Origin of the sequence: Photobacterium galatheae (assembly GCF_000695255.1) — a bacterium.
GTDB classification, from domain to species: Bacteria; Pseudomonadota; Gammaproteobacteria; order Enterobacterales; family Vibrionaceae; genus Photobacterium; species Photobacterium galatheae.
Genome location: NZ_JMIB01000017.1, coordinates 116,168 through 138,590, shown reverse-complemented (window position 1 = coordinate 138,590; position 22,423 = coordinate 116,168). Strand labels below are relative to the sequence as shown.

Here is a 22,423-nt window from a genome sequence, read left to right as displayed (position 1 = left end):
AATAAGCGATTGCTTTACCTTGCCGTTAAAGTGACAAATAAACAAGACATTTGCAGCAAGATTAAGAGAATGATCGACTATTGTTGCAATAACAATCAGTCCATTTCCTCCATCCAACACATTTGTACCGCTTCCAGCACTTTTTCACCACAGTGTGCAGGATCGTCGTCGAATTCATCTAATGCCAGAATCCAGTCGCGTAAATCCACAAAATGAATCTGTTGCGGATCAACATCCGGATGGGCGTCAATCAGCGCGAGGGCAATTTCTCTTGAATCGATCCACTTCAGTCCCATGATTCACCTGCATTAACTGATGGATAAAAGGAAGTACATAGAGTGTAGCAAGCCCGCTGCCGGACGACAGCGGGCGAAAGGATCAATGGTTTTCGCTGGCCAGATTGATGGTGTAACGAGGAATTTCGACCACCAAATCTTCATCTGCAACTTTCGCCTGACAGCCCAGACGAGACTCAGGCTCCAGACCCCAGGCTTTGTCCAGCATGTCATCTTCCTGCTCTTCACTCTCTTCCAGAGAATCAAAGCCTTCCCGGATGATGACATGACAAGTGGTACAAGCACAGGACTTCTCACAGGCATGCTCGATGCCAATGCCGTTTCGCAGCGCAACATCCAGCACAGTTTCGCCAGTTTCAGCTTCCAGCACTGCGCCCTCAGGGCAAAGTTCTACATGGGGTAGTACAACAATTTTAGGCATGCCTAAACCTCATCAATCGAATGACCGGCCAGGGCCTCCCGAATGGATTTATCCATCCGGCGCGCAGCAAAATCCTGGCTCGCTTTATCTGTTTTCTTAATACCGGCTTCAATCGCATGCGGGTCATCGCCCTGGCGTAATTGAACCAGCTCCATCATGACAGCTTCCAGTGCATCACGCTCAGCTTTCGACAGCAATTGCTCCCCGTCAGCAGCCAGCGCAGAGATCAATCCCTCAAGAACACGGTCGGCTTCCACTCGTTGCTCAGCCAATGCCCGCGCATCTTTATCTTCCCGAGCGTGAGTCATGGAATCACGAATCATACTGGCAATCTCGTTATCCGTCAGGCCGTAAGAAGGTTTCACCTGAATCGACGACTGAACGCCAGAACTTTTTTCCATGGCCGTGACCGACAATAAACCATCGGCATCGACCTGATAGGTGACACGCACATGCGCTGCACCGGCAGCCATCGCTGGGATACCACGCAAAGTAAAGCGGGCCAGAGAACGGCAGTCTGCAACCATCTCGCGCTCCCCTTGGACCACATGAACAGACATCGCAGTCTGGCCATCTTTAAACGTGGTGAACTCCTGGGCACGCGCGACGGGAATTGTGGTATTGCGTGGAATGATTTTTTCAATCATGCCACCCATGGTTTCAATGCCAAGAGACAGCGGAATAACATCCAGCAGCAGCATCTCAGCATCAGGTTTATTACCTGCCAGAATATCGGCCTGAATTGCTGCACCAATCGCGACGACTTTATCCGGATCAATTGAAGTCAGCGGCGTTTTGCCAAAAAAGTCCCCGACCATATCACGCACCAGCGGCACACGGGTCGAACCGCCAACCATGACGGTTTCAATCACTTCATCCAACTCAATACCGGCATCTTTCACAGCACGACGACAAGACATCAACGTCTTTTTCACCAGCGACTGAATCAGGGCGTCAAACTCTGCACGGGTAATTTTTCCCTGCCAGCCCAGGACGTCGATCTCGGCACTGTCCTGATCCGTCAGTGCAATTTTTGCTGCGGTCGAGACATCATGCAGTGCACGACGCTCAGAAGCTGTCAGCGCCACACTATGGCCGCTTTGTGCCAGAATCCAGTCGGCCAGCAGGTGGTCGAAGTCATCGCCACCCAGTGCTGTATCACCGCCGGTCGCCAGTACTTCAAACACACCTTTCGACAAGCGGAGAATTGAGATATCAAAGGTACCGCCGCCCAGATCGTAAACCGCAATCACGCCTTCCTGGCCAGAATCCAGACCATAAGCAATCGCTGCAGCCGTCGGTTCATTCAGCAAGCGCAGGACTTTCAGATCAGCCAGTGCCGCCGCATCTTTGGTTCCTGCACGTTGTGCATCGTCAAAATAAGCAGGAACGGTAATAACAACCCCTTCCAGATCGCCACCCAGCGTTGCTTTCGCACGTTCACTCAGGTGTTTCAGGATCTCTGCGGAAACCTGAACCGGGTTGACCTTGCCGCGACGAGTGACCAGTTGAGGCAGGCCTGACTCTGAAGCCTCAAACTGATAAGGCAAATTCGGATAACGCTGCTGGATATCTTCCAGTGAACGTCCCATCATCCGTTTCACAGAAATAATCGTGTTCGCCGGATCTTGCTGTGCCAATTGTCTGGCAGCTTCGCCGACGCGAATCATCTGTTCGTCATAATGAACGACAGACGGCAGAATTGATTTGCCTTGCTCATCAGGCAGCGTCTCAGCCACGCCGCTACGTACAGCAGCAACGAGTGAGTTGGTTGTCCCCAGATCAATCCCCACCGCCAGTTTATGTTCATGCGGTGCAGCACTTTGACCGGGTTCAGCAATCTGTAACAGTGCCATTATCCATCCTGTGGGCTTTTTAGCGGGTCATGTTTCAAAAAATCAGTCGAACAGGGTTTCTTCCAGACGCTCGACTTCGTGACGCAGCTTATCAATGAATTTCAATTTTCTGACTGCATCTGCTGCAGATTCCCATTCACCGGCTTCCAGCAGCGCTTGCAGTTCAGCAAGCTGGGCTTTGTGCAAATTCACGGCTTGCTGATCAAAATCGAACAGCGCGGCATGCGGGTCATCGGCATCAGGGATCTCTTCCAGCGCCTCACGCAACTCCATCTGTTGCATCAGAAATTCTGGATCTTGCAGTGTTTGCTGTTCAGCGCGAATATCCACACCATTTTCAGCCAGCATATATTCAGCACGGCTGACCGGGTTTTTCAGAGTCTGGAAAGCATCATTGATCTGCGCAGCTTTCTGAACCGACATCAGTCGATCGCGCTCAGAAGCGGTCGCAAAATTATCCGGGTGGAAATGGCGCTGCAATTCACGGAAGCGAGTGGCAAGAAGGCTACCGTCCAATTCAAACTGGAAAGGTAGCCCGAAGAGTTCGAAATGATTCATATGGCGTCTGATATTGGTTTACAAGCAAAAGGCGCGGTGCAGATTGTCCGCGCCCCGGCAATGCCTTGCTCTCAGCAAATCTTAGACGTGGAAGCTTTCACCACATCCACACTCACTGGAGACATTCGGGTTGTTAAACTTGAAGCCTTCATTCAAACCTTCTTTGGCGAAATCCAGCTCAGTGCCTTCCAGGTACACCAGACTCTTGGCATCGATGATAACTTTCACACCGTATTGCTCAAACACCTGATCACCCTCGTCGAGTTCATCAACAAACTCGAGGACATAGGCCATACCAGAGCATCCTGAGGTACGAACACCCAGACGCAGGCCAATGCCTTTGCCTCGATTTTCCAGAAAAGCAGAGACACGATCCGCTGCCGCTTCAGTGATGGTAATGGCCATAAACAACAACCCTTATTTCATTAATTGCTTGGATGTTTCTTTTTGTAATCGCTGACTGCTGCCTTGATAGCATCCTCAGCCAGAATCGAGCAGTGTACCTTCACAGGAGGCAGTTCCAGCTCTTCTGCAATCGCAGAGTTTTTAATCGCAGCAGCTTCGTCCAGCGTCTTCCCTTTTACCCACTCGGTAATCAGAGAGCTGGATGCGATTGCAGAACCACAACCATAAGTTTTAAAACGTGCATCTTCAATAATACCCTCATCAGATACCTTGATTTGCAGCTTCATCACGTCGCCACAGGCTGGTGCACCGACCATACCGCTACCGACGTTTTTGTCATTCTTGTCAAATGAGCCCACGTTACGCGGGTTCTCATAATGATCAATTACTTTGTCACTATATGCCATGGTAGTTTCCTCGAATTCGTGCAGACGGCAACTTAGTGGTGCGCCCACTCAACTGTGTTCAGATCGATTCCCTCTTTGTACATATCCCAAAGCGGTGACATCTCACGCAGTTTTTCGACTGCGGTACGGATTTGCGAAATTGCGTAGTCTACTTCTTCTTCCGTTGTGAATCGACCGAAAGAGAAACGGATTGAGCTATGTGCCAGTTCATCATCCAGACCCAGTGCACGCAGCACATAAGAAGGTTCCAGACTTGCTGAAGTACAGGCAGAACCAGAAGACACGGCCAGATCTTTCAGCGCCATCAGCAGAGACTCACCTTCAACAAAGGCAAAGCTGATGTTCAGGTTGTTTGGCAAACGCTGTTCAAGATCACCATTCACTGTCATGGCTTCGATATCTTTCACACCATCCAGCAGGCGGTTACGCAGAGCTAACGCATGCTGACGATCCTGTTCCATTTCTTCTTTCGCGATACGGAACGCTTCGCCCATACCCACGATTTGGTGCGTTGCCAGCGTACCGGAACGCATACCACGCTCGTGACCACCACCGTGCATCTGAGCTTCCAGACGGATACGTGGCTTACGGCGTACATACAGTGCGCCAATGCCTTTCGGGGCGTAAATTTTGTGTCCAGACAGTGAGATCAGGTCAACTTTCATTTCCTGAACATCGATTGGCAGCTTACCCGCAGATTGCGCAGCATCCACATGGAAAATCACGCCATTTTCACGGCAAATTTCACCAATCGCAGTGATATCCTGAATCACACCAATTTCGTTGTTCACATGCATGATCGATACAAGAATCGTGTCTTCACGAATGGCATCACGCAGCTTCGCCAGGTCAATCAGACCGTTCGATTCAGGTTCCAGGTAAGTGACTTCGAAGCCTTCACGCTCCAGTTGGCGACAAGGGTCCAATACAGCTTTGTGTTCGGTTTTGCAGGTAATGATGTGCTTCCCTTTCTTCGAGTAGAAGTTCGCCACACCTTTAATCGCCAAGTTATCAGATTCCGTCGCACCTGAAGTAAACACAATCTCACGTGGATCAGCATTCAGCAGATCAGCCACTTGCTCGCGGGCTGTATCTACAGCTTCTTCAGCCTGCCAGCCAAAACGGTGTGAACGGGAAGCCGGGTTACCGAAGTTTCCGTCCATGGTCAGGCATTGCATCATTTTTTCAGCAACACGTGGGTCTACAGGGCAAGTAGCGGAATAATCAAAATATATTGGCAGTTTCATCTTCATCTCCAAAAACACGGGCCGCTGGGCGCTAGGAGCGAACATCGACACCTATAGTGGCGCTGTCGTGTGTATTCTTATGTCCAAATGACGACTTCTGAATGCGTTGTTCCTGACGGTCTGAAATCTCAAGTACGTCATTATCCTGCATCAGTTCACCCAGGGTGATATTATTCAGGAAATCACTGATACGGGTGCTGAGATCATGCCAGAGCGTATGAGTCAGGCAACGGACGCCTCCCTGACAGTCTCCTTTACCATGGCATTTCATAGCATCGACAGACTCATCAACGGCAGCAATCACAGTTCCGACTGCAATCTGGTTCGCATCATCACCCAAACGATAACCACCGCCGGGACCGCGTACACTCGCAACCAGACCGGCTTTACGCAAGCGAGCAAATAACTGCTCCAAATAAGACAGTGATATCCCCTGACGTTCTGAAATATCAGCCAGAGGGACTGGACCTTCCTGAGAATGCAGAGCGACGTCTAACATGGCCGTCACTGCATACCGTCCTTTTGATGTCAATCTCATAACACACCGCTACCAATTTGAATCTATGGCAGCAGTGTCGCATACCTGACTAAATTGGTCAAGTATATACCTGAGTAAATTAGTCAGGTTTTATCCTGTTTATTCACAAGCTATTTTTTCAATCCAGCAAGGGATTTTTGTACCGAAGACAGGACACCGCGCAGGATATTCAGCTCCTGCTCTTCCGGCCTGGCTCGCACAAAAAGGCGACGAAGTTTCGCCATGACCATGCCGGAACGGTTACTGATGAACTGTGTCTGTTCCATGACCTCATGCAGATGGTCAAAGAACCGCTCAAGTTCCTCTGTCCTTGGGTACTCTGGCTGTGAAACCGGCGGAAATACCTGCGTTTCTTTCTCCAGATAAGCCATGCGTACTTCATAACTGATTGTCTGTACCGCCATCGCCAGGTTCAGCGAGCTGTACTCAGGATTGGCAGGAATGTACACATGACAATGGCATTTTTGCAGCTCTTCATTGGTGAGTCCAGTCCGCTCACGCCCAAAAAGTAAGGAGACTGGGCGAGAGGCTGCTTCCTGAATCACCTGAATGCCACACTCTCGTGGGTTCAATTGAGGCCATTCTAAAGTTCGGGAACGTGCGCTGGAACCAACCACCAATCCACAATCAGCAATCGCTTCATCCAGGCTATTCACAATCCGGGCATTCTCAACGATATCTGCAGCACCTGCAGCCAACGCAATGGCCTGACCATCAATTTCGCAGGCAGGTTCCACTAAGACCAGTTCACTCAGGCCCATCACTTTCATGGCGCGAGCCGCCGAACCAATATTGCCTGAATGGGATGTGCCCACCAGTACCACGCGAATTTGCTCTAACATGAAAGCGTGTTTCCAACTCTGATTCCAAAACCGGGGGATTCTAGCACAGCCTGCTATAAAGTGGGGAAAACATTGTAAAAGAGACTGAGCTGACGAGTTCCGGGCAAAAAATAACCACTTCCTTTTTGCACAGGCTCTGATATACTCGCCGCCGCTTTTTAGTTCTTTAACATCCGTTGGGAAGATCCTATGCATCCGATGCTAAATATCGCGATCCGTGCTGTTCGTAAAGCCGGTGACCATGTCGCTAAGTCTTTAGAAAAACCACAAGGCATTGAAGTCAGTAAAAAAGGCAACGACGTTGTCACGAATATCGACAAAGAAGCAGAAGCTATCATTATCGATACCATTCTGAAGTCTTATCCTGATCACTGCATCGTCGGTGCAGAGTCCGGCACCAAAGAAGGCCGAGACAAAGAATGTCAATGGATCATCGACCCAGTGGATGGCACTCAAAACTTCGTTCGCGGCTTACCGCACTTTGCGATTTCTGTTGCCCTGCGTATGCGCGGCCGCACTGAAATTGCTGCTGTATACGACCCTTCCCGTAACGAACTGTTCACTGCAACCCGTGGTTCCGGCGCACAGCTGAACAGTCAGCGTATCCGTGCTTCTCAGCCTCGTAATCTGACCGGCACAATTCTGGCAACCAGCCTGCCGTTCGCTGCAAAGCAACACGCGGAAAGTTTTGCAAAAATCCAGCATGCCATGTTTGTTGAATGTGACGACATGCGTCAGTCTGGTTCCACATCACTGGATCTGTGTTACCTGGCAGCGGGCCGTGTCGACGGCGTATTTAAGCTGGGTCAGAAGCCTTGGGAAATGGCAGCAGGCGAACTGATTGCCCGCGAAGCTGGCGCGATTTGCACCGACTTCACTGGGAATACCAATTACCTGACTTCAGGAAACATTGTTGCAGGAAACGTTCGCGTCGTGAAACCAATCCTGACTAAAATCCGTGAACACGGCAGTGAAGCACTGAACAAGTAAGTCTGACACTGACTGACTCACAAACAAAAGCCCCGGCATCATTTGCCGGGGCTTTTTTATTCAGCTCAAACTCACACGATAACCTGAATTTTTCAGGCCACCGAATCAGTTAAGGCATTGCGTCGAACTCTGCACCTTCTTTTTCCACTTGAGGCGGCATCAGGTGCTCACGGGTGATCCCCAGTTTCAGCGCCAGTGCAGAAGCCACGTAAATAGAAGAATAAGTACCGACGGTAATACCAATCAGCAATGCAGCGGCAAAGCCATGGATCATGGTTCCGCCTTTCATGAACAGGGCAATCACCACAAACAATGTCGTCCCCGATGTGATCAGGGTACGGCTTAAGGTCTGAGTAATCGAACTGTTCATCACTTCAGCCGGACCACCCTTACGCATTTTCCGGAAGTTCTCACGAATCCGGTCGAAGACAACGATGGTGTCGTTGAGTGAGTAACCCACAACCGTCAGCAAGGCTGCAACAATGGTCAGATCCACTTCAATCTGCATCAGTGAGAAAATACCCACGGTAATGATCACGTCATGGGCCAGCGCCAGAACCGCACCGGCAGCCAGACGCCACTCAAAACGAATCGATACATACAGCAGAATACAGATCAGAGAGACCAGAATTGCCAGACCGCCAGCTTCAGCCAGCTCGTCGCCCACATTCGGGCCAACAAACTCAATCCGGCGCATTTCGACGTTCTGGTGCGTTCCGTCACGCAGTGCATCCAGGATTTGATTTCCCAATGTTTCACCGGCAACGCCTTCACGCGGCTGAAGACGAACCATCACATCACGAGCCGTGCCGAAGTTCTGCACGACGGCATCACCAAAGCCCGCTGCTTCCAGCGAATCACGGATCTTGCCCAGTTCAGCTGGCTGCTCAAAGCCAACTTCAATCAGCGTTCCGCCAGTGAAGTCCAGCCCCCAGTTCATCCCTTTGGTCACAACCACGCCAATAGACGCAGTGATCATCACCGCAGACAGAACGAAGGCCAGTTTCGACCAACGCATAAAGTCGATCACTTTATCCGCTTTCAAGATTTGAAACATGTCAGCGTCTCCTTAGATCGACAGCTTATCGATACGCTTACCGCCATACAGCAGGTTCACCAGCATCCGGGTGCCTACAATCGCAGTAAACATAGAGGTCAGAATACCGATCGACAGGGTGACCGCGAAGCCTTTAATGGCCCCAGTCCCCACAGCGAACAGAATAATCGCGGTGATCAGCGTCGTAATGTTGGCATCCGCAATGGTGCTGAACGCATTCGCATAACCCTGCTGAATTGCCTGTTGCGGACTGCGACCTTCGCGAATTTCTTCACGGATCCGTTCAAAAATCAGCACGTTGGCATCCACCGCCATACCGACCGTCAGAACGATACCGGCAATCCCTGGCAAGGTCATGGTCGCACCCGGGATCATCGACATAACACCAATGATGAGCACCAGGTTCATTGCCAGTGCCAGGTTAGCAATCAGACCGAACTTACGATAGTAAATCAGGGTAAACAACATCACCGCAATCATGCCCCAGATACAAGCCTGGATACCCATGTCGATGTTCTGCTGACCCATAGACGGGCCAATGGTCCGCTCTTCCACAATTGAGATCGGTGCAATCAGGGCACCCGCACGCAGTAACAGTGCCAGATTGTGCGCTTCAGCCTGCGTATCAATGCCGGTAATCCGGAAGTTACGGCCCAGTGCTGTCTGAATAGTTGCCTGATTGATGACTTCTTCATGCTTCTCCAGAATCACTTTCCCTTCCGGAGAACGCTTGCCGCTGTCTTTATATTCAATAAACAGCGTTGCCATCAGCTTACCCACATTGTTCCGTGAGAAAGCCGTCATCTTGTTACCGCCTTCACTATCCAGTGAAATATTCACCTGCGGACGGCCATATTCATCATTGCTGGAGCTGGCATCTGTGATGTGTGAACCTTCAAGAATCACACGTTTTTTCAGCACGACAGGGTTTCCATCACGGGAAAGCTTCATCTCGCTGCCCGGCGGTACCCGACCAGAGGCGGCTGCGGCCAGATCAGTACTGCTATCCACTTCGCGGAATTCCAGTGTTGCCGTTGCACCCAAAATTTCTTTCGCGCGTGCCGTATCCTGAACACCCGGCAATTCAACCACAATGCGGTTTGCACCCTGGCGCTGAACCAGCGGCTCTGCCACACCCAGCTCATTCACACGGTTACGCAAAATAGTAATATTCTGAGCCACAGCATAATTGCGGATTTCCTGCATCCGGGCGTCACTGAAGCTGGCTTTCAATGCAAAACCACTGCCTTCAATGAACTGCATGTCCGGATGAAGCTTCGACAGCTCACGCTTCGCTTGCTGAACCTGCTCATCGTTACGCAGACGAATTTCTACGCCATTGTCTTTGACACTGATTGCACGGTAACGGATACGGGCTTCACGAAGCTCAGAACGGAAAGTGTCTTCCTGCTGAGTCATCAGTTTTTCCATCGCAGCATCCATATCCACTTCCATCAGGAAGTGCACGCCGCCGCGCAGGTCCAGACCCAGTTTCATTGGTGATGCACCCAGGCTTTCCAGCCATTTCGGTGTGGATGGTGCCAGGTTCAATGCAACAACATAGTTGTCGCCAAGAGATTGATTCAGTAAATCGCGGGCACTGATTTGAGTCTCAGTGTCTTTGAAGCGGACCAGAATAGCCCCGTTTTCGAATGCGACAGATTTATAGGAGAGATTATCTTGATTAAGTTGCTCGGTCACCTTATCCAGCGAGGACATCTCTACCGAGGCGCCACGCGCCCCGGAGATTTGGATCGCTGGATCTTCACCGAACACATTGGGAAGCGCATAAAGCAAACCGATCAGCAGTGCGAACACCACCATCAGGTTCTTCCACAAGGGATACCGGTTTAACACTGAGAAGATCCTTCAAAGCCATAAATTACAGAGATTTCATTGTGCCCTTTGGCAGAACCGCAGAAACGAAATCTTTCTTGATTGTCACTTCAGTGGTGTCATTCAGTGCGATCACAATGTAATCATTTTCTTCTGACACTTTCGTGATCTTGCCAACCAGACCACCGTTGGTCAGCACTTCATCCCCTTTACCCATTGAAGCCATCAGGTTCTTGTGCTCTTTCACACGTTTCGCCTGCGGACGGTAAATCATAAAGTAGAAAATGACCGCAAACAGGGCCAGCATAATAAACAGCTGCATGCCACCACCTTGTGGTGCGCCTTCGGCAGCTGCGTGTGCCTGAGAAATAAAAAGACTCATTTATTCACGTCCTCGTTATTGTTAAACGTCTTTCAATGGTGGAACTTCGCGGTTCCGGCGCGCGTAGAACTCTTCTACAAATGCGTCGAAACGATCTTCTTCAATCGCCTGACGAATGCTTTCCATCAAACGCTGATAGTAACGTAAGTTATGGATTGTATTAAGGCGTGCACCCAAAATTTCATTACATTTATCCAGGTGATACAGATACGCCTTCGAGTAGTTGCGACAAGTGTAACAGTCACAATGCGGATCCAGTGGACTTGTATCCGTTTTATGTTTCGCATTACGGATCTTGATCACACCGCCCGTGACAAACAGGTGGCCGTTTCGTGCGTTACGGGTTGGCATCACACAGTCAAACATGTCGATCCCGCGGCGAACACCTTCGACCAAGTCTTCCGGTTTACCCACACCCATCAGGTAACGTGGCTTATCTTCCGGTAATTGCGGACAGGTGTGTTCCAGCACACGGTGCATGTCTTCTTTCGGCTCACCCACTGCCAGGCCACCGACAGCGTAGCCGTCAAAGCCGATTTCAGTCAGACCTTTCACAGACACATCGCGCAGATCTTCATACACGCCACCCTGAACAATGCCGAACAGCGCGTTTTTATTTTCCAGTTTGTCGAAATGATTCCGACTGCGTTTCGCCCAGCGCAGTGACATTTCCATCGATTGCTTCGCTTCTTCGTGCGTTGCCGGGTAAGGCGTACACTCGTCGAAAATCATCACAACATCTGAACCCAGGTCGTACTGAATTTCCATCGATTTCTCGGCATCCATGAAAATCTTGTCGCCATTCACCGGGTTACGGAAATGTACGCCTTCTTCCGTGATCTTACGGATATCACCCAGACTGAACACCTGGAAACCGCCTGAGTCGGTCAGGATTGGCCCCTGCCACTGCATAAAGTCATGCAGATCGCCATGCAGTTTCATCACTTCCTGGCCCGGACGCAACCACAGGTGGAAGGTATTCCCCAGCAGAATTTGTGCGCCAGTCTCTTTCACTTCTTCCGGCGTCATGCCCTTCACAGTGCCGTAAGTTCCCACTGGCATAAAAGCTGGGGTTTCGACAGTGCCGCGCTCAAAAACCAGACGGCCACGACGTGCACGTCCCAGAGATTTATCTAATTCAAATTTCACAAAGCCTCCAATTGCCAGAGAAACAGTCTGACATTCAGGTCAGTTGACCCAAGATACATGCAAAAGGACTCTCGCCTGATGCACCGTTGATCTCAGCGAGATCGCAAACTGTCCGGCACGAAGCCAGACAGTGAATTCATCAAAAAGTTCGGATTATCCGCAAAACAGACACGACACTGTGCCCGACAGCTGGAATTTGCCCGCTTAAGCCTGACGGCGATGAATAAACATCGAGTCGCCGTAGCTGAAGAAACGGTACTTTTGCGCCACAGCCTGTTGATACGCATTCATAGTGTGCTCATAACCGGCAAACGCGCTCACCAGCATAATCAGCGTCGATTCCGGTAAGTGGAAGTTCGTAATCAGCACATCCACCAGCTGGAATTCATAGCCGGGGAAAATGAAGATATCGGTATCACCGAAAAACGGCACCAGCTCAGTGCCTTGCTTCAGGGCATCCTGTGCCGCACTTTCCAGCGACCGAACCGAGGTCGTCCCGACCGCAATCACACGTCCGCCGCGCTCACGGGTGGCTTTGATTGCATCCACCACGTCCTGCGGTACTTCAACGTACTCGGCATGCATGTGGTGATCGTGAATATCATCAACACGAACTGGCTGGAAGGTTCCCGCACCAACATGCAGGGTGACGAAAGCAAACTCAACCCCTTTCGCTTTGATATCCGCCAGCAGCTGATCATCGAAGTGCAACCCGGCTGTTGGCGCAGCAACTGCCCCCGGTTTTGCATTGTAAACCGTCTGATAGCGCTCTTTATCCGCCTCTTCATCCGGACGATCAATATAAGGCGGTAGCGGCATATGCCCGACTGTTTCCAGAATCTCCAGAACCGTCAGTGCACTGTTGAAACGAATTTCAAACAAGGCATCGTGTCGGGCGACCATTTCAGCCTCAAACTCATCGTTTTCACCCAGCAGCAACTGTGTTCCCGGTTTTGGTGCTTTCGATGCACGAACATGGGCCAGAATACTTTTGTCATCCAGCAGTCGCTCGACCAGCACTTCCAGCTTTCCGCCGCTGGCTTTACGACCAAACATACGGGCAGGAATCACACGGGTATTGTTAAAGACCAGCAAGTCACCAGGCTGTACCAGATCCAACACATTTTTAAACGATTGATGCTGCACATCGCCGCTATTACCGTTCAGTTGCAGCAGACGGCTCGCAGAGCGCTCAGGTTGCGGGTAACGTGCAATCAATTCATCGGGAAGGTCAAAGTGAAAATCTGAAACTTGCATTTTTTAGGCCCTAAATTACAGCAGGCAGCTAGTATAGGCTGCCACACTGCAATATCAAGCCTGCTGAAATGGGATGAAATGATTTCTATCCGGCTTAGCCGAGAACTCGCCAATCAATCCATGCGTATTCCGTCAGAAAAACGTCGGAACACCAGCCATAGCAACGCAAACAAAACAAACAGTGAAACGCTGCCACCACCGTCACTCCCATTGTTCGTTCGGGTTCCAAAATCCTCCAGCCCCGCTCGACTGTAATCCTGTAGAAACGGATTCGTCGTAAACACGGAAGCCGGCGTAGGGTTGAAACCACTTCCGAGCACAGAATCGATCCAGCTCAGGTAAGTGGAAACCTGCGTATAAACCCCGGGCAGATTGCCCGCACATCCTTCGCCAAAGCTGACCAGTCCCACTAAACGAAGACCAAAATCCGGATCACTGCTCGCCTGTGGATCCCGCCAGACCAGCGGGCCACCGGAGTCCCCAAAGCAACTATCCCGGTAGAGTTCCGGTGTCGGTGGGCCAGCGCAAACAAACAAGCTGTACACCTGCGGATAAACTGTACTCCCCCACAACGCATCACAACTTCGGTCTGGCACGCCAGACAACAAGGTTTGCTTGAGAAGGATGACACCGCGGTCATTTCCGGGGACAACACTGCCCCAGCCACTGACCAGTAAATTAGCAGGCCGCGCCCCGTTCACAACCCAGGTGTTGGCAAACTCCGTATCGGCCCGCTGCTGCGTGCCTATCGACGCAATTCGAAGCGGAATTGCCCTGGGAGGTAAACTCATCGCCAGACGAATGATAGCGATGTCATGGTGAAAATTACTGCTGTTGTAATTGGGATGGACGACAATGGTACTCACCGGTGTCATGTTCTGGTTGCTTGCATTTTCCAGGGAAGTAATCCCAGCCCACACCCGAACATGCTGGGGAGTCGCCATCCGGCCAGCATTCACCATGCAATGTGCCGCCGTCAGCACGGTTTCCTGATCAATGACGACACCGCCGCACTGGTATGCCTCCGTGCCATTTTCGGAAAAATCGATTCTCACAAAAGCCTGCCAGGGCAACTCCCCTGCTTGCGTGAAAATACCGCCAATTATTCTTGCTGTTGCTTGAGGCGCCTGTTCATCCTGTGTACTCGATTCAGCCTGCGCATGTGCAGGCAAAGAAGTGAACGACAAGAAACTACAGAGATAAAACAGACAGATAGCGACAGGGGCCTTCATCACTGCATCCCCTCTTCAAAGACAGTGGCTTAATTATAAAACCCTGCGATTTTCAGCAATTGTTGCATAACTGATAATCCGGGTTAAATTTGCGAAGCCCTGTACATCACCGCCAAAGCCACAAGGCGGTAAAGCTCAGTGAGCCATCATCAGACAACTTGAAGGCAATGAGTACAGTGTACTCCTTCAGCGCCAGCCATCATCAAAAGCAGACTTATCTGATTGATTTTTCACGGATTCGCCAGAGGAACACCCCGAACAATCCCAGAATCCCCCCCAGTGTCAGGCTCCCTCCACCCGAGCCACCGCTGGCATCCCCCACCCCATCAGAAGAGGATGTATTTTTACCAAGACGTTCTGCATTGAGAAAAGGGTCACTCGTAAAAACCGGCTCAGGATCGAAATTAAAACGATTGCCGACAACCGAGCTAATCCAGGTTCTGTAGTGAGCCACCTCCGTATACACTGAAGGGACATCTGATGCACACTGGGCACCGAAACTCACCAGCCCCACCAGTCGCAGTCCAAAATCCGAATCAGCACTGACCTGAGGATTCTGCCAGACGAGCGGCCCGCCAGAATCCCCCTGACAACTATCCCGATCAACCTGAGGAAAAGGAGAGATAGCACACACAAACCGATCCAGATTCGTTGAATTAATATTACTCCAGACACTGTTGCAGTAGTCGTCAGGTACCCCGGAAAGCAAGGTATGCATTAACTCATGGGAAACGGTGGCTTTCGGATCTGTTGAGGTCCGCCCCCAGCCGGAAACCAGTAAATTTTCCGGATTTTCGCCACCATGCACATACGTATTCTCAAAGGCTAAATCAGCCTGACTCTGCTCACCGAGGGTTGCAATCTGAATCGGCTGGACTGAACTCGAAAAACTTGTCATCAGACGCAGCAGCGCAATATCGTTGGTAAACGTCGTCGCATCATAGTCTGGATGGACCGTCACACTGACCACAGTGTGCGCGTTCCCCAACGTTGCACTGGTCGTAGACGTAATGCCGCCCCAAACCATAATTTCGTACGTCTTTGCCGCCACATTGTTATGTTGCATACAGTGTGCAGCAGTCAGCACGGTGTTCCTGTCAATGATCACGCCCCCACACTGATAGACTTCGTTGCCGTCATTCCCGTAATCAATATAAATCAGTGCCTGCCAGGGAAGCTCTCCCGCATAGGTTGTGGTTCCACCAATCACTCTTGCAACAGGCGCCTGCGATTCCTGCGCAGAATTTTGCGCTGAAAAAACCGGACTGCTGACCGCAGAGCACATCCCTACAACTCCGGCGACTACCCATTTTGATATCGTTCGTTTCATCATTCTAAACTGCCATGCCGAAAGAGATTTGGTCCGCGACGCCCAGAGGTTGCGGGCCTCTCGCGATTTTTGCTCACGCTGACTCAGCACCACGCAACGGTTTGTTTCTTCGCGCTGCGTCTGCACTAGGACAAAAACGCGTTGCGCTCAGGCAAAAATGAACCACGAAAGATCAACAAGCCCTCATCACAGTGTATAAAAAAATACCAACCACAATGTGACACAGACCGACAAAGCTCACTTCATTCTTCGGAACGAGTCACCCTGTCAGAAAGTTGGACGCAATGCCGCATTTTTGTGCAACCTCCTATTCCAAGGCTCACGAATTCCTGACTGATGATCCGGACTGCCCAATTTCGTGTAGAGCTGTTACAGTTTTATTGAGCGTTCCCTCGACCACGAACACGACCACGAACACGACCACGAACACGAACACGAACACGATGAATTTTCTTGCACACCTCCACCTGGCAGACCACTGCCAAAGCAATCTCACAGGAAATCTTCTGGCCGACTTTGTTCGGGGGGATCCTTACCGTTTCTATACACCAGATGTTGCTGCGGGGATCAAACTGCATCGCTTTGTTGACAGCTACATCGACAGTCAGCCCGAAATCAGAGCCTGGCGGCAACAATTTCCGCCCACGATTCGGCGGGTCAGCGGCATTGCACTGGATATGATTTGGGATCATTATCTGGCCCGCCACTGGACGGCCTTTCACGACTTACCCTTGGCACAGTTTGTTCAACAGGCCCGGCATGAGATCGAGCAATTTCAGGAACCCGAGCCGGAGACCTATCAACAGATGACCCGTCGCATGTGGACACAGGAATGGTTGTTGCAATATCAGCAGGAATCGGCCATCCACCATGCGCTGGCACGAATGGCCATCAGACGGCCAAAACTGCATGCCTTGACAGAATGTCCGCCCTTTCTGGCCGCACATTATCAGGCACTGGAACAGAGTTTCTTCATTCTCTATCCGCGACTGATGCAAGCATCGAAAGCCTATTGGCTGGAAAGCCGGGATTCACTCATCCAGCAGGGACACACTCAGGTGTAAGAAGAGAGAACAATGCTGACATCGCTTGCCTTGAAAGAAAAAGGGGAGCCAGAGGCTCCCAAGGCGATAACAAATTCAAAGTTAAAAGGCTACCTTGCCGGGGCTGCGTGACCAGCCCCGATGTGAAGATAACGCGAATCGCAATACCTTTGCAGGCAACCGCTGCGAAATGGACTAACTAGGATAGATTGCTCGGTCAATCCGATCAGTCTGCTCAGAACTGGACTCAGAACTGATCTTCCTCGGTCGAGCCGGTCAGTGCGGTCACCGAAGAGTTTCCGCCCTGAATCACGTTGGTCATCTTGTCAAAATAGCCGGTTCCCACTTCCTGCTGGTGAGCCACAAAGGTATAACCCTTCTCGGCCGCAGCAAATTCAGGACGCTGAACTTTCTCGACATAATGACGCATCCCCTCGCCCTGCGCGTAAGCGTGGGCCAGTTCAAACATGTTGAACCACATGTTGTGGATACCCGCCAGTGTAATGAACTGGTACTTATAGCCCATGTCCGACAGTTCCTGCTGGAACTTGGCAATGGTCTCAGCATCCAGATTCTTTTCCCAGTTGAAAGAAGGCGAGCAGTTGTAAGCCAGTAGCTGATCCGGATATTTCGCATGAATTGCTTCAGCAAACTGACGCGCTTCTTCCAGACAAGGTGTTGCGGTTTCACACCAAATCAGGTCAGCATATGGAGCGTAGGCCAGACCGCGGGCAATCGCCTGATCAATCCCGGCACGTACACGGTAAAAACCTTCTGCTGTCCGATCACCCGTGATGAAATCGGCATCGTATGGGTCACAATCAGAGGTCAGCAGATCAGCTGCGTTCGCATCGGTCCGGGCAATCACCAGCGTTGTGGTTCCCGCAACGTCCGCTGCCAGTCGGGCCGCAACCAGTTTTTGTACCGCTTCCTGAGTCGGAACAAGCACTTTACCGCCCATGTGACCACATTTTTTCACCGAGGCCAGCTGGTCTTCAAAGTGAACACCGGCTGCGCCCGCATCAATCATGCTGCGCATCAGCTCATAAGCATTCAGCACGCCCCCAAAACCCGCTTCCGCGTCGGCAACAATTGGCAGGAAGTAGTCAATGCCACCCTCTTCAGGACTCTTGCCGTTTGCCCACTGGATCTGATCTGCGCGTCGGAAAGAGTTATTAATCCGCTTCACAACGGCAGGCACAGAGTCCACCGGATACAGAGATTGATCCGGATACATCGACGACGCCGTATTGTTATCCGCCGCGACCTGCCAGCCAGACAGATAAATCGCTTCGATACCAGCTTTCGCCTGTTGGACCGCCTGGCCCCCTGTCAACGCTCCAAGGCAGTTAACATAGCCTTTCTTCGCCGAGCCGTTCACCAAATCCCACAGCTTGTCTGCACCACGCTGCGCCAGTGTGTTCGCCGGGACGACCGAGCCGCGCAGGTTCACCACATCCTCCGCTGTATAAGTACGCTTCACGTTTTTCCAACGTGGATTCTCAGCCCAGTCCTTTTCAATGGCTTCAATCTGTTGCTGGCGAGTCAGAGTCATAATAAATCCCTCGTATTATGTGACGATAGTTCGCAAAATCTGGAGGTTCTGCGGTTGAGTTTTCAATGGGTTTTCTTGGGCTTCCCCTGTCCGGACAAACCGGACAGAGGCCATTGCACACCGTGCTTTTTGTTGTGTATTCCTTGGGTTACCTTGTTTCGTACACCCCTGCTATTCGAGGTATTCGTAACCGGGCAGCGTCAGGAAGGTCACCAGTTCTTCACTGGTCGTTAACCGGGCCATCATGGCAGCCGCTTCCTGATATCGCCCTTGCCCGAAACGCTCAGTCCCGACTTCCTGCGCCAGTACCTGCATCTCTTCCGCCAGCATCTGCTCAAACAATGCGTTCGTGACAACCTGACCATTGCTCAGTGTCTTGCCATGTTTGATCCACTGCCAGATGGATGCTCGGGAGATTTCCGCCGTCGCCGCATCTTCCATCAGGCCGTAAATCGGGACACAGCCGTTGCCGGAAATCCAGGCTTCGATGTATTGCACAGCCACACGAATGTTGTGGCGCATACCGTCTTCGGTCCGCTCACCTTCGCAAGGCGCCAACAGCTCAGCAGCCGTCATTGGTGCATCGCTGTCCCGGGTCACATCCAGCTGGTTCTGACGTGTCCCAAGGCATTCATCAAAGACAGCACGGGCGGTATCGGCCAGTCCCGGATGCGCCACCCAGGTGCCGTCATGACCGTTTTGCGCTTCCAGCGCTTTGTCAGTCTGAATCTTGTTCAGCACCCAGGCATTTTGCTCCGGATCTTTCGATGGAATGAAAGCGGCCATACCTCCCATGGCAAACGCGCCACGGCGATGACAGGTTTTCACCAGCAAGCGCGAATAAGCATTGAGAAACGGCTTGTCCATCGTCACGACCTGACGGTCTGGCAGAATCCGATCCGGATGATTTCTCAACGTCTTGATGTAACTGAAGATGTAATCCCAACGGCCACAGTTCAGCCCCACAATATGTTCTTTCAGGCTGTAGAGAATTTCATGCATTTCGAAGACTGCAGGCAGGGTCTCAATCAACACCGTCGCTTTCACGGTGCCACGAGACAAGCCCAGTTCATCTTCCGCAAAGCTGAAGACATCGCTCCACCATGCTGCTTCCTGATACGCCTGGAGTTTAGGAATGTAAAAGTACGGGCCACTGCCGCTCGCCAGCAATTGCTGATGGTTGTGAAAGAAGTACAGACCAAAATCAAGCAATGCTCCCGGGATCGGATTGCCCTGCCACAACACATGTTTTTCCGGCAAGTGCAAGCCACGTACCCGGCAAATCAGAACCGCGGGATCGTCCTTGAGCGCATACACCTTCCCGGTTTCAGGCTGTGTATATGAAATCGTACGGTTCACCGCATCGCGCAGATTACGCTGCCCATCAATGACCGCAGGCCAGGCCGGCGCAAATGAATCTTCAAAGTCAGCCATAAACACTTTGACATTTGCATTCAGGGCATTGATCACCATTTTGCGCTCAACCGGACCGGTAATTTCCACCCGGCGATCCTGCAAATCAGCCGGAATATTCTGAATAGTCCAGTCACCGTCACGAATCGCTTGGGTCTCCGGCAGAAAATCGGGCAGTTTTCCACCATCAATCGCCTGCTGACGCGCTTCTCGTGTCGCCAACAGTTCTGGCACACGGGCAGCAAATCGGGTCACCAGTTTTTCCACAAAAGCCACGGCTTCCTCACTCAGAATATCGTGTTGTGCTTCTGAAAATGCCGTCAGCGTCAGTTGACCAAACTGGTGTTGATTTTCCATATCCATGTAAACTCCCCACTTCCTTCCAAACAGCCAAATGTAACTAAATAACCACCCACAAATCGAGTGGCTGATTTTTATCTTAGACCACCTTTGGCTGAAACATGGTCTATACGTTGCCTGAATAAATCAGAAATGGCAAACCCTCACAAAAACCACAAAGGCCAACAAAACACAAATAATTGATAAAAATCAACCATATACTGAAAATAGAGTCATTACTCAAAACACTAAATTAAAACAGCTCTGAGCGATATTTTTGGTTTTTCCAGATCTTTTCATTTAATGCGCTGAAGTGTTGTTGATTACGTAATTTAATTACATATTTACACAATAGTAACAGCGGTGAAAAATACGTTTTAAACAATATGAAAAGTATCGAGTGGTCGCAAACCACTCAATCTAAATACATTTATAGTCGAGATTTCAGAGAGTCATACAGCCTGGGGATGATTGAAGCCGCGAAAAACAGAATTGTTTTTTTGAACGAAACAAAAAAAACCTACAAAATGAAAGACTTGTGAAAAACACGGAACAGAATAAAGATTCACAGGAGCTTAAGATCGGCAGAATATTCCACCAAAAAATAAAATTATCTCTGCCGAGCATCCTGAATGCGATTAAAGCAGGTCTGCGACTATGTCAGCGAGACTCTGAAATGTGGAAGTTCGACTTGAGGTTGGCCGCCAGACCAGACCAATTTCCCGAAATGCCGCTTGGCCGGGCGGGTCCAGGATCACCAGATCCGGGTTATCCACCAAACCATGCTTAATCGCCATTTGGGGAATGAATGTCGAGCCTAAGCCGTTTGACACCATCTGCACCAGGGTATGCAGGCTGGTGGCTGTAAAGGGGTTGATCTTTTCTTTGCTGTCTAGCTGACAAGCCGAGACGGCATGGCCGGTCAGGCAATGCTCTTTCTCCAGTAAAAAAACGGATTCATCGGGTAAATCTGCATATCGCAAAGGAACCCTGACCTGACCCGCTTGCGTTTTGCTCAGCACCATCTTAAACGGGTCTCGCCCGACAACCTGACTATGCATGCCACTGATCTCAACCGGCAGCGCCAGAATCAGAACATCCATATCACCATTTCGCAAAGCGCTGAGCAAATTATCCGTGGTGTCTTCCCGTAATAAAAGGTGGAGTTGCGGATAACGACGGTTGACCGCCTGCACCAGATCACCCAGCAGGAAAGGGGCAATTGTCGGAATACATCCCAGCCTGACCTGCCCTGTCATGGTATCGTCACCACTTTTGGATAGCTCCATCATATCCTGCGTGCGTGCCAGCAGTTCACGGCTGCGGACCACCACTTCTTCCCCGATCGCGGTAAAGACCAGGGCTTTGTTATCCCGTTCAATCAACTGACAGCCAATCAGATCTTCCAGGTTCTGGATCCCGGAACTTAAAGTCGACTGACTGACAAAACAGAGTTTGGCGGCTTCACCAAAATGACGGGTTTCATAGAGTGTCACCAGATAATGGAGCTGTTTTAGAGAGGGAAATTTACTCATCGTATTTTTCGATTGTAATAATCTATTTATTCCACTTTTTTCAATGTAGCACTTTCGCTATAGTGTGTCCTGTTTTATCAGGAACTGCCCTTTGGGGGTGGTAATCATTCCAATATTAGGAGCACCAACATGGTACTAGTAGGTCGTCAAGCACCAGATTTCACAGCTGCTGCAGTTCTGGGTAACGGTGAAATCGTTGAAAACTTCAACTTCAAGCAGTTCACTGAAGGTAAAAAAGCGGTTGTATTCTTCTACCCACTGGACTTCACTTTCGTATGTCCTTCTGAACTGATTGCTTTCGACAAGCGTTTCGCTGACTTCCAAGCGAAAGGTGTTGAAGTTATCGGTGTATCGATCGATTCTCAGTTCTCTCACAACGCATGGCGTAACACTGCTGTTGAAGACGGCGGTATCGGCCAGGTGAAGTACCCTCTGATCGCTGACGTGAAGCACGAAATCTGTAAAGCATACGACGTTGAGCACCCAGAAGCTGGCGTTGCTTTCCGTGGTTCTTTCCTGATTGACGAAGAAGGTGTTGTTCGTCACCAAGTTGTGAACGACCTGCCACTGGGCCGTAACATCGACGAGATGCTGCGTATGGTTGACGCTCTGAACTTCCACCAGAAGAACGGTGAAGTTTGCCCAGCACAATGGGAAGAAGGTAAAGCGGGTATGGACGCTTCTCCTAAAGGCGTTGCAGCTTACCTGTCTGAGCACACTGCAGACCTGTAATCT

Annotated in this window: 22 protein-coding genes; 3 read left to right on the top strand and 19 right to left on the bottom strand. The window is 50.7% G+C overall.

Annotated elements, in window-relative coordinates:
* Window positions 1–95: 95 nt before the first annotated feature.
* From iscX to trmJ, 9 genes are all read right to left on the bottom strand, one after another.
* A complete protein-coding gene (gene iscX, locus EA58_RS08975) occupies window positions 96–296 on the bottom strand; it encodes a Fe-S cluster assembly protein IscX (RefSeq protein ID WP_036751538.1) in 201 nt (66 codons plus the stop codon).
* Window positions 297–378: 82 nt separating this feature from the next.
* Window positions 379–717, bottom strand: coding sequence for an ISC system 2Fe-2S type ferredoxin (gene fdx / locus EA58_RS08970; protein ID WP_036751536.1), 339 nt, complete (start codon window positions 715–717; stop codon window positions 379–381).
* A gap of 2 nt (window positions 718–719) precedes the next feature.
* Window positions 720–2,573: a Fe-S protein assembly chaperone HscA gene (gene hscA / locus EA58_RS08965; protein WP_036751535.1), complete on the bottom strand. Its 1,854-nt coding sequence runs from the start codon at window positions 2,571–2,573 to the stop codon at window positions 720–722.
* A 42-nt stretch (window positions 2,574–2,615) separates the two neighbouring features.
* On the bottom strand, window positions 2,616–3,131 hold the full coding sequence (hscB, locus tag EA58_RS08960) for a co-chaperone HscB (RefSeq protein ID WP_036751533.1): 516 nt from the start codon (window positions 3,129–3,131) through the stop codon (window positions 2,616–2,618).
* A gap of 81 nt (window positions 3,132–3,212) precedes the next feature.
* Window positions 3,213–3,536, bottom strand: a complete 324-nt coding sequence (iscA, locus tag EA58_RS08955) for an iron-sulfur cluster assembly protein IscA (protein ID WP_036751531.1) — start codon at window positions 3,534–3,536, stop codon at window positions 3,213–3,215.
* Between the two features lie 20 nt (window positions 3,537–3,556).
* Window positions 3,557–3,943 carry a Fe-S cluster assembly scaffold IscU gene (gene iscU / locus EA58_RS08950; RefSeq protein WP_036751529.1) on the bottom strand — a complete coding sequence of 129 codons (387 nt, stop codon included), beginning with the start codon at window positions 3,941–3,943 and terminating at the stop codon, window positions 3,557–3,559.
* Between the two features lie 32 nt (window positions 3,944–3,975).
* On the bottom strand, window positions 3,976–5,190 hold the full coding sequence (locus EA58_RS08945) for an IscS subfamily cysteine desulfurase (RefSeq protein WP_036751527.1): 1,215 nt from the start codon (window positions 5,188–5,190) through the stop codon (window positions 3,976–3,978).
* Between the two features lie 31 nt (window positions 5,191–5,221).
* Window positions 5,222–5,728 (bottom strand): Fe-S cluster assembly transcriptional regulator IscR, encoded by a 507-nt coding sequence (iscR, locus tag EA58_RS08940; RefSeq protein ID WP_036751526.1) that lies wholly within the window; start codon window positions 5,726–5,728, stop codon window positions 5,222–5,224.
* A 110-nt stretch (window positions 5,729–5,838) separates the two neighbouring features.
* Window positions 5,839–6,570 carry a tRNA (cytosine(32)/uridine(32)-2'-O)-methyltransferase TrmJ gene (trmJ, locus tag EA58_RS08935; protein ID WP_036751523.1) on the bottom strand — a complete coding sequence of 244 codons (732 nt, stop codon included), beginning with the start codon at window positions 6,568–6,570 and terminating at the stop codon, window positions 5,839–5,841.
* A gap of 189 nt (window positions 6,571–6,759) precedes the next feature.
* On the opposite strand from trmJ, the gene suhB reads away from it, so the two are divergent.
* Window positions 6,760–7,560: an inositol-1-monophosphatase gene (gene suhB, locus EA58_RS08930; protein WP_036751521.1), complete on the top strand. Its 801-nt coding sequence runs from the start codon at window positions 6,760–6,762 to the stop codon at window positions 7,558–7,560.
* A gap of 109 nt (window positions 7,561–7,669) precedes the next feature.
* Here the strand turns inward: suhB and secF are convergent, their stop codons facing one another.
* From secF to EA58_RS08895, 7 genes are all read right to left on the bottom strand, one after another.
* Entirely contained in the window at window positions 7,670–8,617 is a 948-nt protein-coding gene (gene secF / locus EA58_RS08925) for a protein translocase subunit SecF (protein WP_036751519.1), read from the bottom strand.
* A gap of 12 nt (window positions 8,618–8,629) precedes the next feature.
* On the bottom strand, window positions 8,630–10,474 hold the full coding sequence (secD, locus tag EA58_RS08920) for a protein translocase subunit SecD (RefSeq protein ID WP_081819598.1): 1,845 nt from the start codon (window positions 10,472–10,474) through the stop codon (window positions 8,630–8,632).
* 25 nt (window positions 10,475–10,499) lie between these two features.
* Window positions 10,500–10,835: a preprotein translocase subunit YajC gene (yajC, locus tag EA58_RS08915; RefSeq protein WP_036751515.1), complete on the bottom strand. Its 336-nt coding sequence runs from the start codon at window positions 10,833–10,835 to the stop codon at window positions 10,500–10,502.
* A 21-nt stretch (window positions 10,836–10,856) separates the two neighbouring features.
* On the bottom strand, window positions 10,857–11,984 hold the full coding sequence (tgt, locus tag EA58_RS08910; protein ID WP_036751512.1) for a tRNA guanosine(34) transglycosylase Tgt: 1,128 nt from the start codon (window positions 11,982–11,984) through the stop codon (window positions 10,857–10,859).
* A gap of 204 nt (window positions 11,985–12,188) precedes the next feature.
* A complete protein-coding gene (queA, locus tag EA58_RS08905) occupies window positions 12,189–13,241 on the bottom strand; it encodes a tRNA preQ1(34) S-adenosylmethionine ribosyltransferase-isomerase QueA (RefSeq protein ID WP_036751510.1) in 1,053 nt (350 codons plus the stop codon).
* 113 nt (window positions 13,242–13,354) lie between these two features.
* On the bottom strand, window positions 13,355–14,473 hold the full coding sequence (locus EA58_RS08900; protein ID WP_051641973.1) for a S1 family serine peptidase: 1,119 nt from the start codon (window positions 14,471–14,473) through the stop codon (window positions 13,355–13,357).
* Window positions 14,474–14,687: 214 nt separating this feature from the next.
* Entirely contained in the window at window positions 14,688–15,806 is a 1,119-nt protein-coding gene (locus EA58_RS08895; protein WP_152547972.1) for a S1 family serine peptidase, read from the bottom strand.
* 440 nt (window positions 15,807–16,246) lie between these two features.
* On the opposite strand from EA58_RS08895, the gene EA58_RS08890 reads away from it, so the two are divergent.
* The gene (locus EA58_RS08890; protein WP_051641971.1) at window positions 16,247–16,867 is read left to right on the top strand and encodes an acyl carrier protein phosphodiesterase; all 621 of its coding nucleotides are present in this window, start codon (window positions 16,247–16,249) and stop codon (window positions 16,865–16,867) included.
* A 226-nt stretch (window positions 16,868–17,093) separates the two neighbouring features.
* On the opposite strand, the gene aceA is transcribed toward EA58_RS08890, so the two are convergent.
* The 3 genes from aceA to EA58_RS08875 form a co-directional block, all read right to left on the bottom strand.
* Window positions 17,094–18,401, bottom strand: coding sequence for an isocitrate lyase (gene aceA, locus EA58_RS08885; RefSeq protein WP_036751508.1), 1,308 nt, complete (start codon window positions 18,399–18,401; stop codon window positions 17,094–17,096).
* A gap of 171 nt (window positions 18,402–18,572) precedes the next feature.
* Entirely contained in the window at window positions 18,573–20,177 is a 1,605-nt protein-coding gene (gene aceB / locus EA58_RS08880; protein ID WP_036751506.1) for a malate synthase A, read from the bottom strand.
* 614 nt (window positions 20,178–20,791) lie between these two features.
* Window positions 20,792–21,688 carry a hydrogen peroxide-inducible genes activator gene (locus EA58_RS08875; protein WP_036751504.1) on the bottom strand — a complete coding sequence of 299 codons (897 nt, stop codon included), beginning with the start codon at window positions 21,686–21,688 and terminating at the stop codon, window positions 20,792–20,794.
* A 129-nt stretch (window positions 21,689–21,817) separates the two neighbouring features.
* Here EA58_RS08875 and EA58_RS08870 point away from each other — a divergent pair, with 129 nt between their 5' ends.
* Window positions 21,818–22,420, top strand: a complete 603-nt coding sequence (locus tag EA58_RS08870) for a peroxiredoxin C (protein WP_036751502.1) — start codon at window positions 21,818–21,820, stop codon at window positions 22,418–22,420.
* The last annotated feature ends 3 nt before the right edge of the window (window positions 22,421–22,423 follow it).

What these genes read in the sequence shown, in the direction of transcription:
- iscX (WP_036751538.1), bottom strand. Translation starts at nt 296, where the DNA reads ATGGGACTGAAGTGGATCGATTCAAGAGAAATTGCCCTCGCGCTGATT.
- aceB (WP_036751506.1), bottom strand. Translation starts at nt 20,177, where the DNA reads ATGGATATGGAAAATCAACACCAGTTTGGTCAACTGACGCTGACGGCA.
- EA58_RS08890 (WP_051641971.1), top strand. Translation starts at nt 16,247, where the DNA reads ATGAATTTTCTTGCACACCTCCACCTGGCAGACCACTGCCAAAGCAAT.
- EA58_RS08900 (WP_051641973.1), bottom strand. Translation starts at nt 14,473, where the DNA reads ATGAAGGCCCCTGTCGCTATCTGTCTGTTTTATCTCTGTAGTTTCTTG.
- EA58_RS08875 (WP_036751504.1), bottom strand. Translation starts at nt 21,688, where the DNA reads ATGAGTAAATTTCCCTCTCTAAAACAGCTCCATTATCTGGTGACACTC.
- EA58_RS08945 (WP_036751527.1), bottom strand. Translation starts at nt 5,190, where the DNA reads ATGAAACTGCCAATATATTTTGATTATTCCGCTACTTGCCCTGTAGAC.
- aceA (WP_036751508.1), bottom strand. Translation starts at nt 18,401, where the DNA reads ATGACTCTGACTCGCCAGCAACAGATTGAAGCCATTGAAAAGGACTGG.
- EA58_RS08895 (WP_152547972.1), bottom strand. Translation starts at nt 15,806, where the DNA reads ATGATGAAACGAACGATATCAAAATGGGTAGTCGCCGGAGTTGTAGGG.
- queA (WP_036751510.1), bottom strand. Translation starts at nt 13,241, where the DNA reads ATGCAAGTTTCAGATTTTCACTTTGACCTTCCCGATGAATTGATTGCA.
- fdx (WP_036751536.1), bottom strand. Translation starts at nt 717, where the DNA reads ATGCCTAAAATTGTTGTACTACCCCATGTAGAACTTTGCCCTGAGGGC.
- EA58_RS08870 (WP_036751502.1), top strand. Translation starts at nt 21,818, where the DNA reads ATGGTACTAGTAGGTCGTCAAGCACCAGATTTCACAGCTGCTGCAGTT.
- hscB (WP_036751533.1), bottom strand. Translation starts at nt 3,131, where the DNA reads ATGAATCATTTCGAACTCTTCGGGCTACCTTTCCAGTTTGAATTGGAC.
- iscA (WP_036751531.1), bottom strand. Translation starts at nt 3,536, where the DNA reads ATGGCCATTACCATCACTGAAGCGGCAGCGGATCGTGTCTCTGCTTTT.
- yajC (WP_036751515.1), bottom strand. Translation starts at nt 10,835, where the DNA reads ATGAGTCTTTTTATTTCTCAGGCACACGCAGCTGCCGAAGGCGCACCA.
- trmJ (WP_036751523.1), bottom strand. Translation starts at nt 6,570, where the DNA reads ATGTTAGAGCAAATTCGCGTGGTACTGGTGGGCACATCCCATTCAGGC.
- hscA (WP_036751535.1), bottom strand. Translation starts at nt 2,573, where the DNA reads ATGGCACTGTTACAGATTGCTGAACCCGGTCAAAGTGCTGCACCGCAT.
- iscR (WP_036751526.1), bottom strand. Translation starts at nt 5,728, where the DNA reads ATGAGATTGACATCAAAAGGACGGTATGCAGTGACGGCCATGTTAGAC.
- suhB (WP_036751521.1), top strand. Translation starts at nt 6,760, where the DNA reads ATGCATCCGATGCTAAATATCGCGATCCGTGCTGTTCGTAAAGCCGGT.
- secF (WP_036751519.1), bottom strand. Translation starts at nt 8,617, where the DNA reads ATGTTTCAAATCTTGAAAGCGGATAAAGTGATCGACTTTATGCGTTGG.
- iscU (WP_036751529.1), bottom strand. Translation starts at nt 3,943, where the DNA reads ATGGCATATAGTGACAAAGTAATTGATCATTATGAGAACCCGCGTAAC.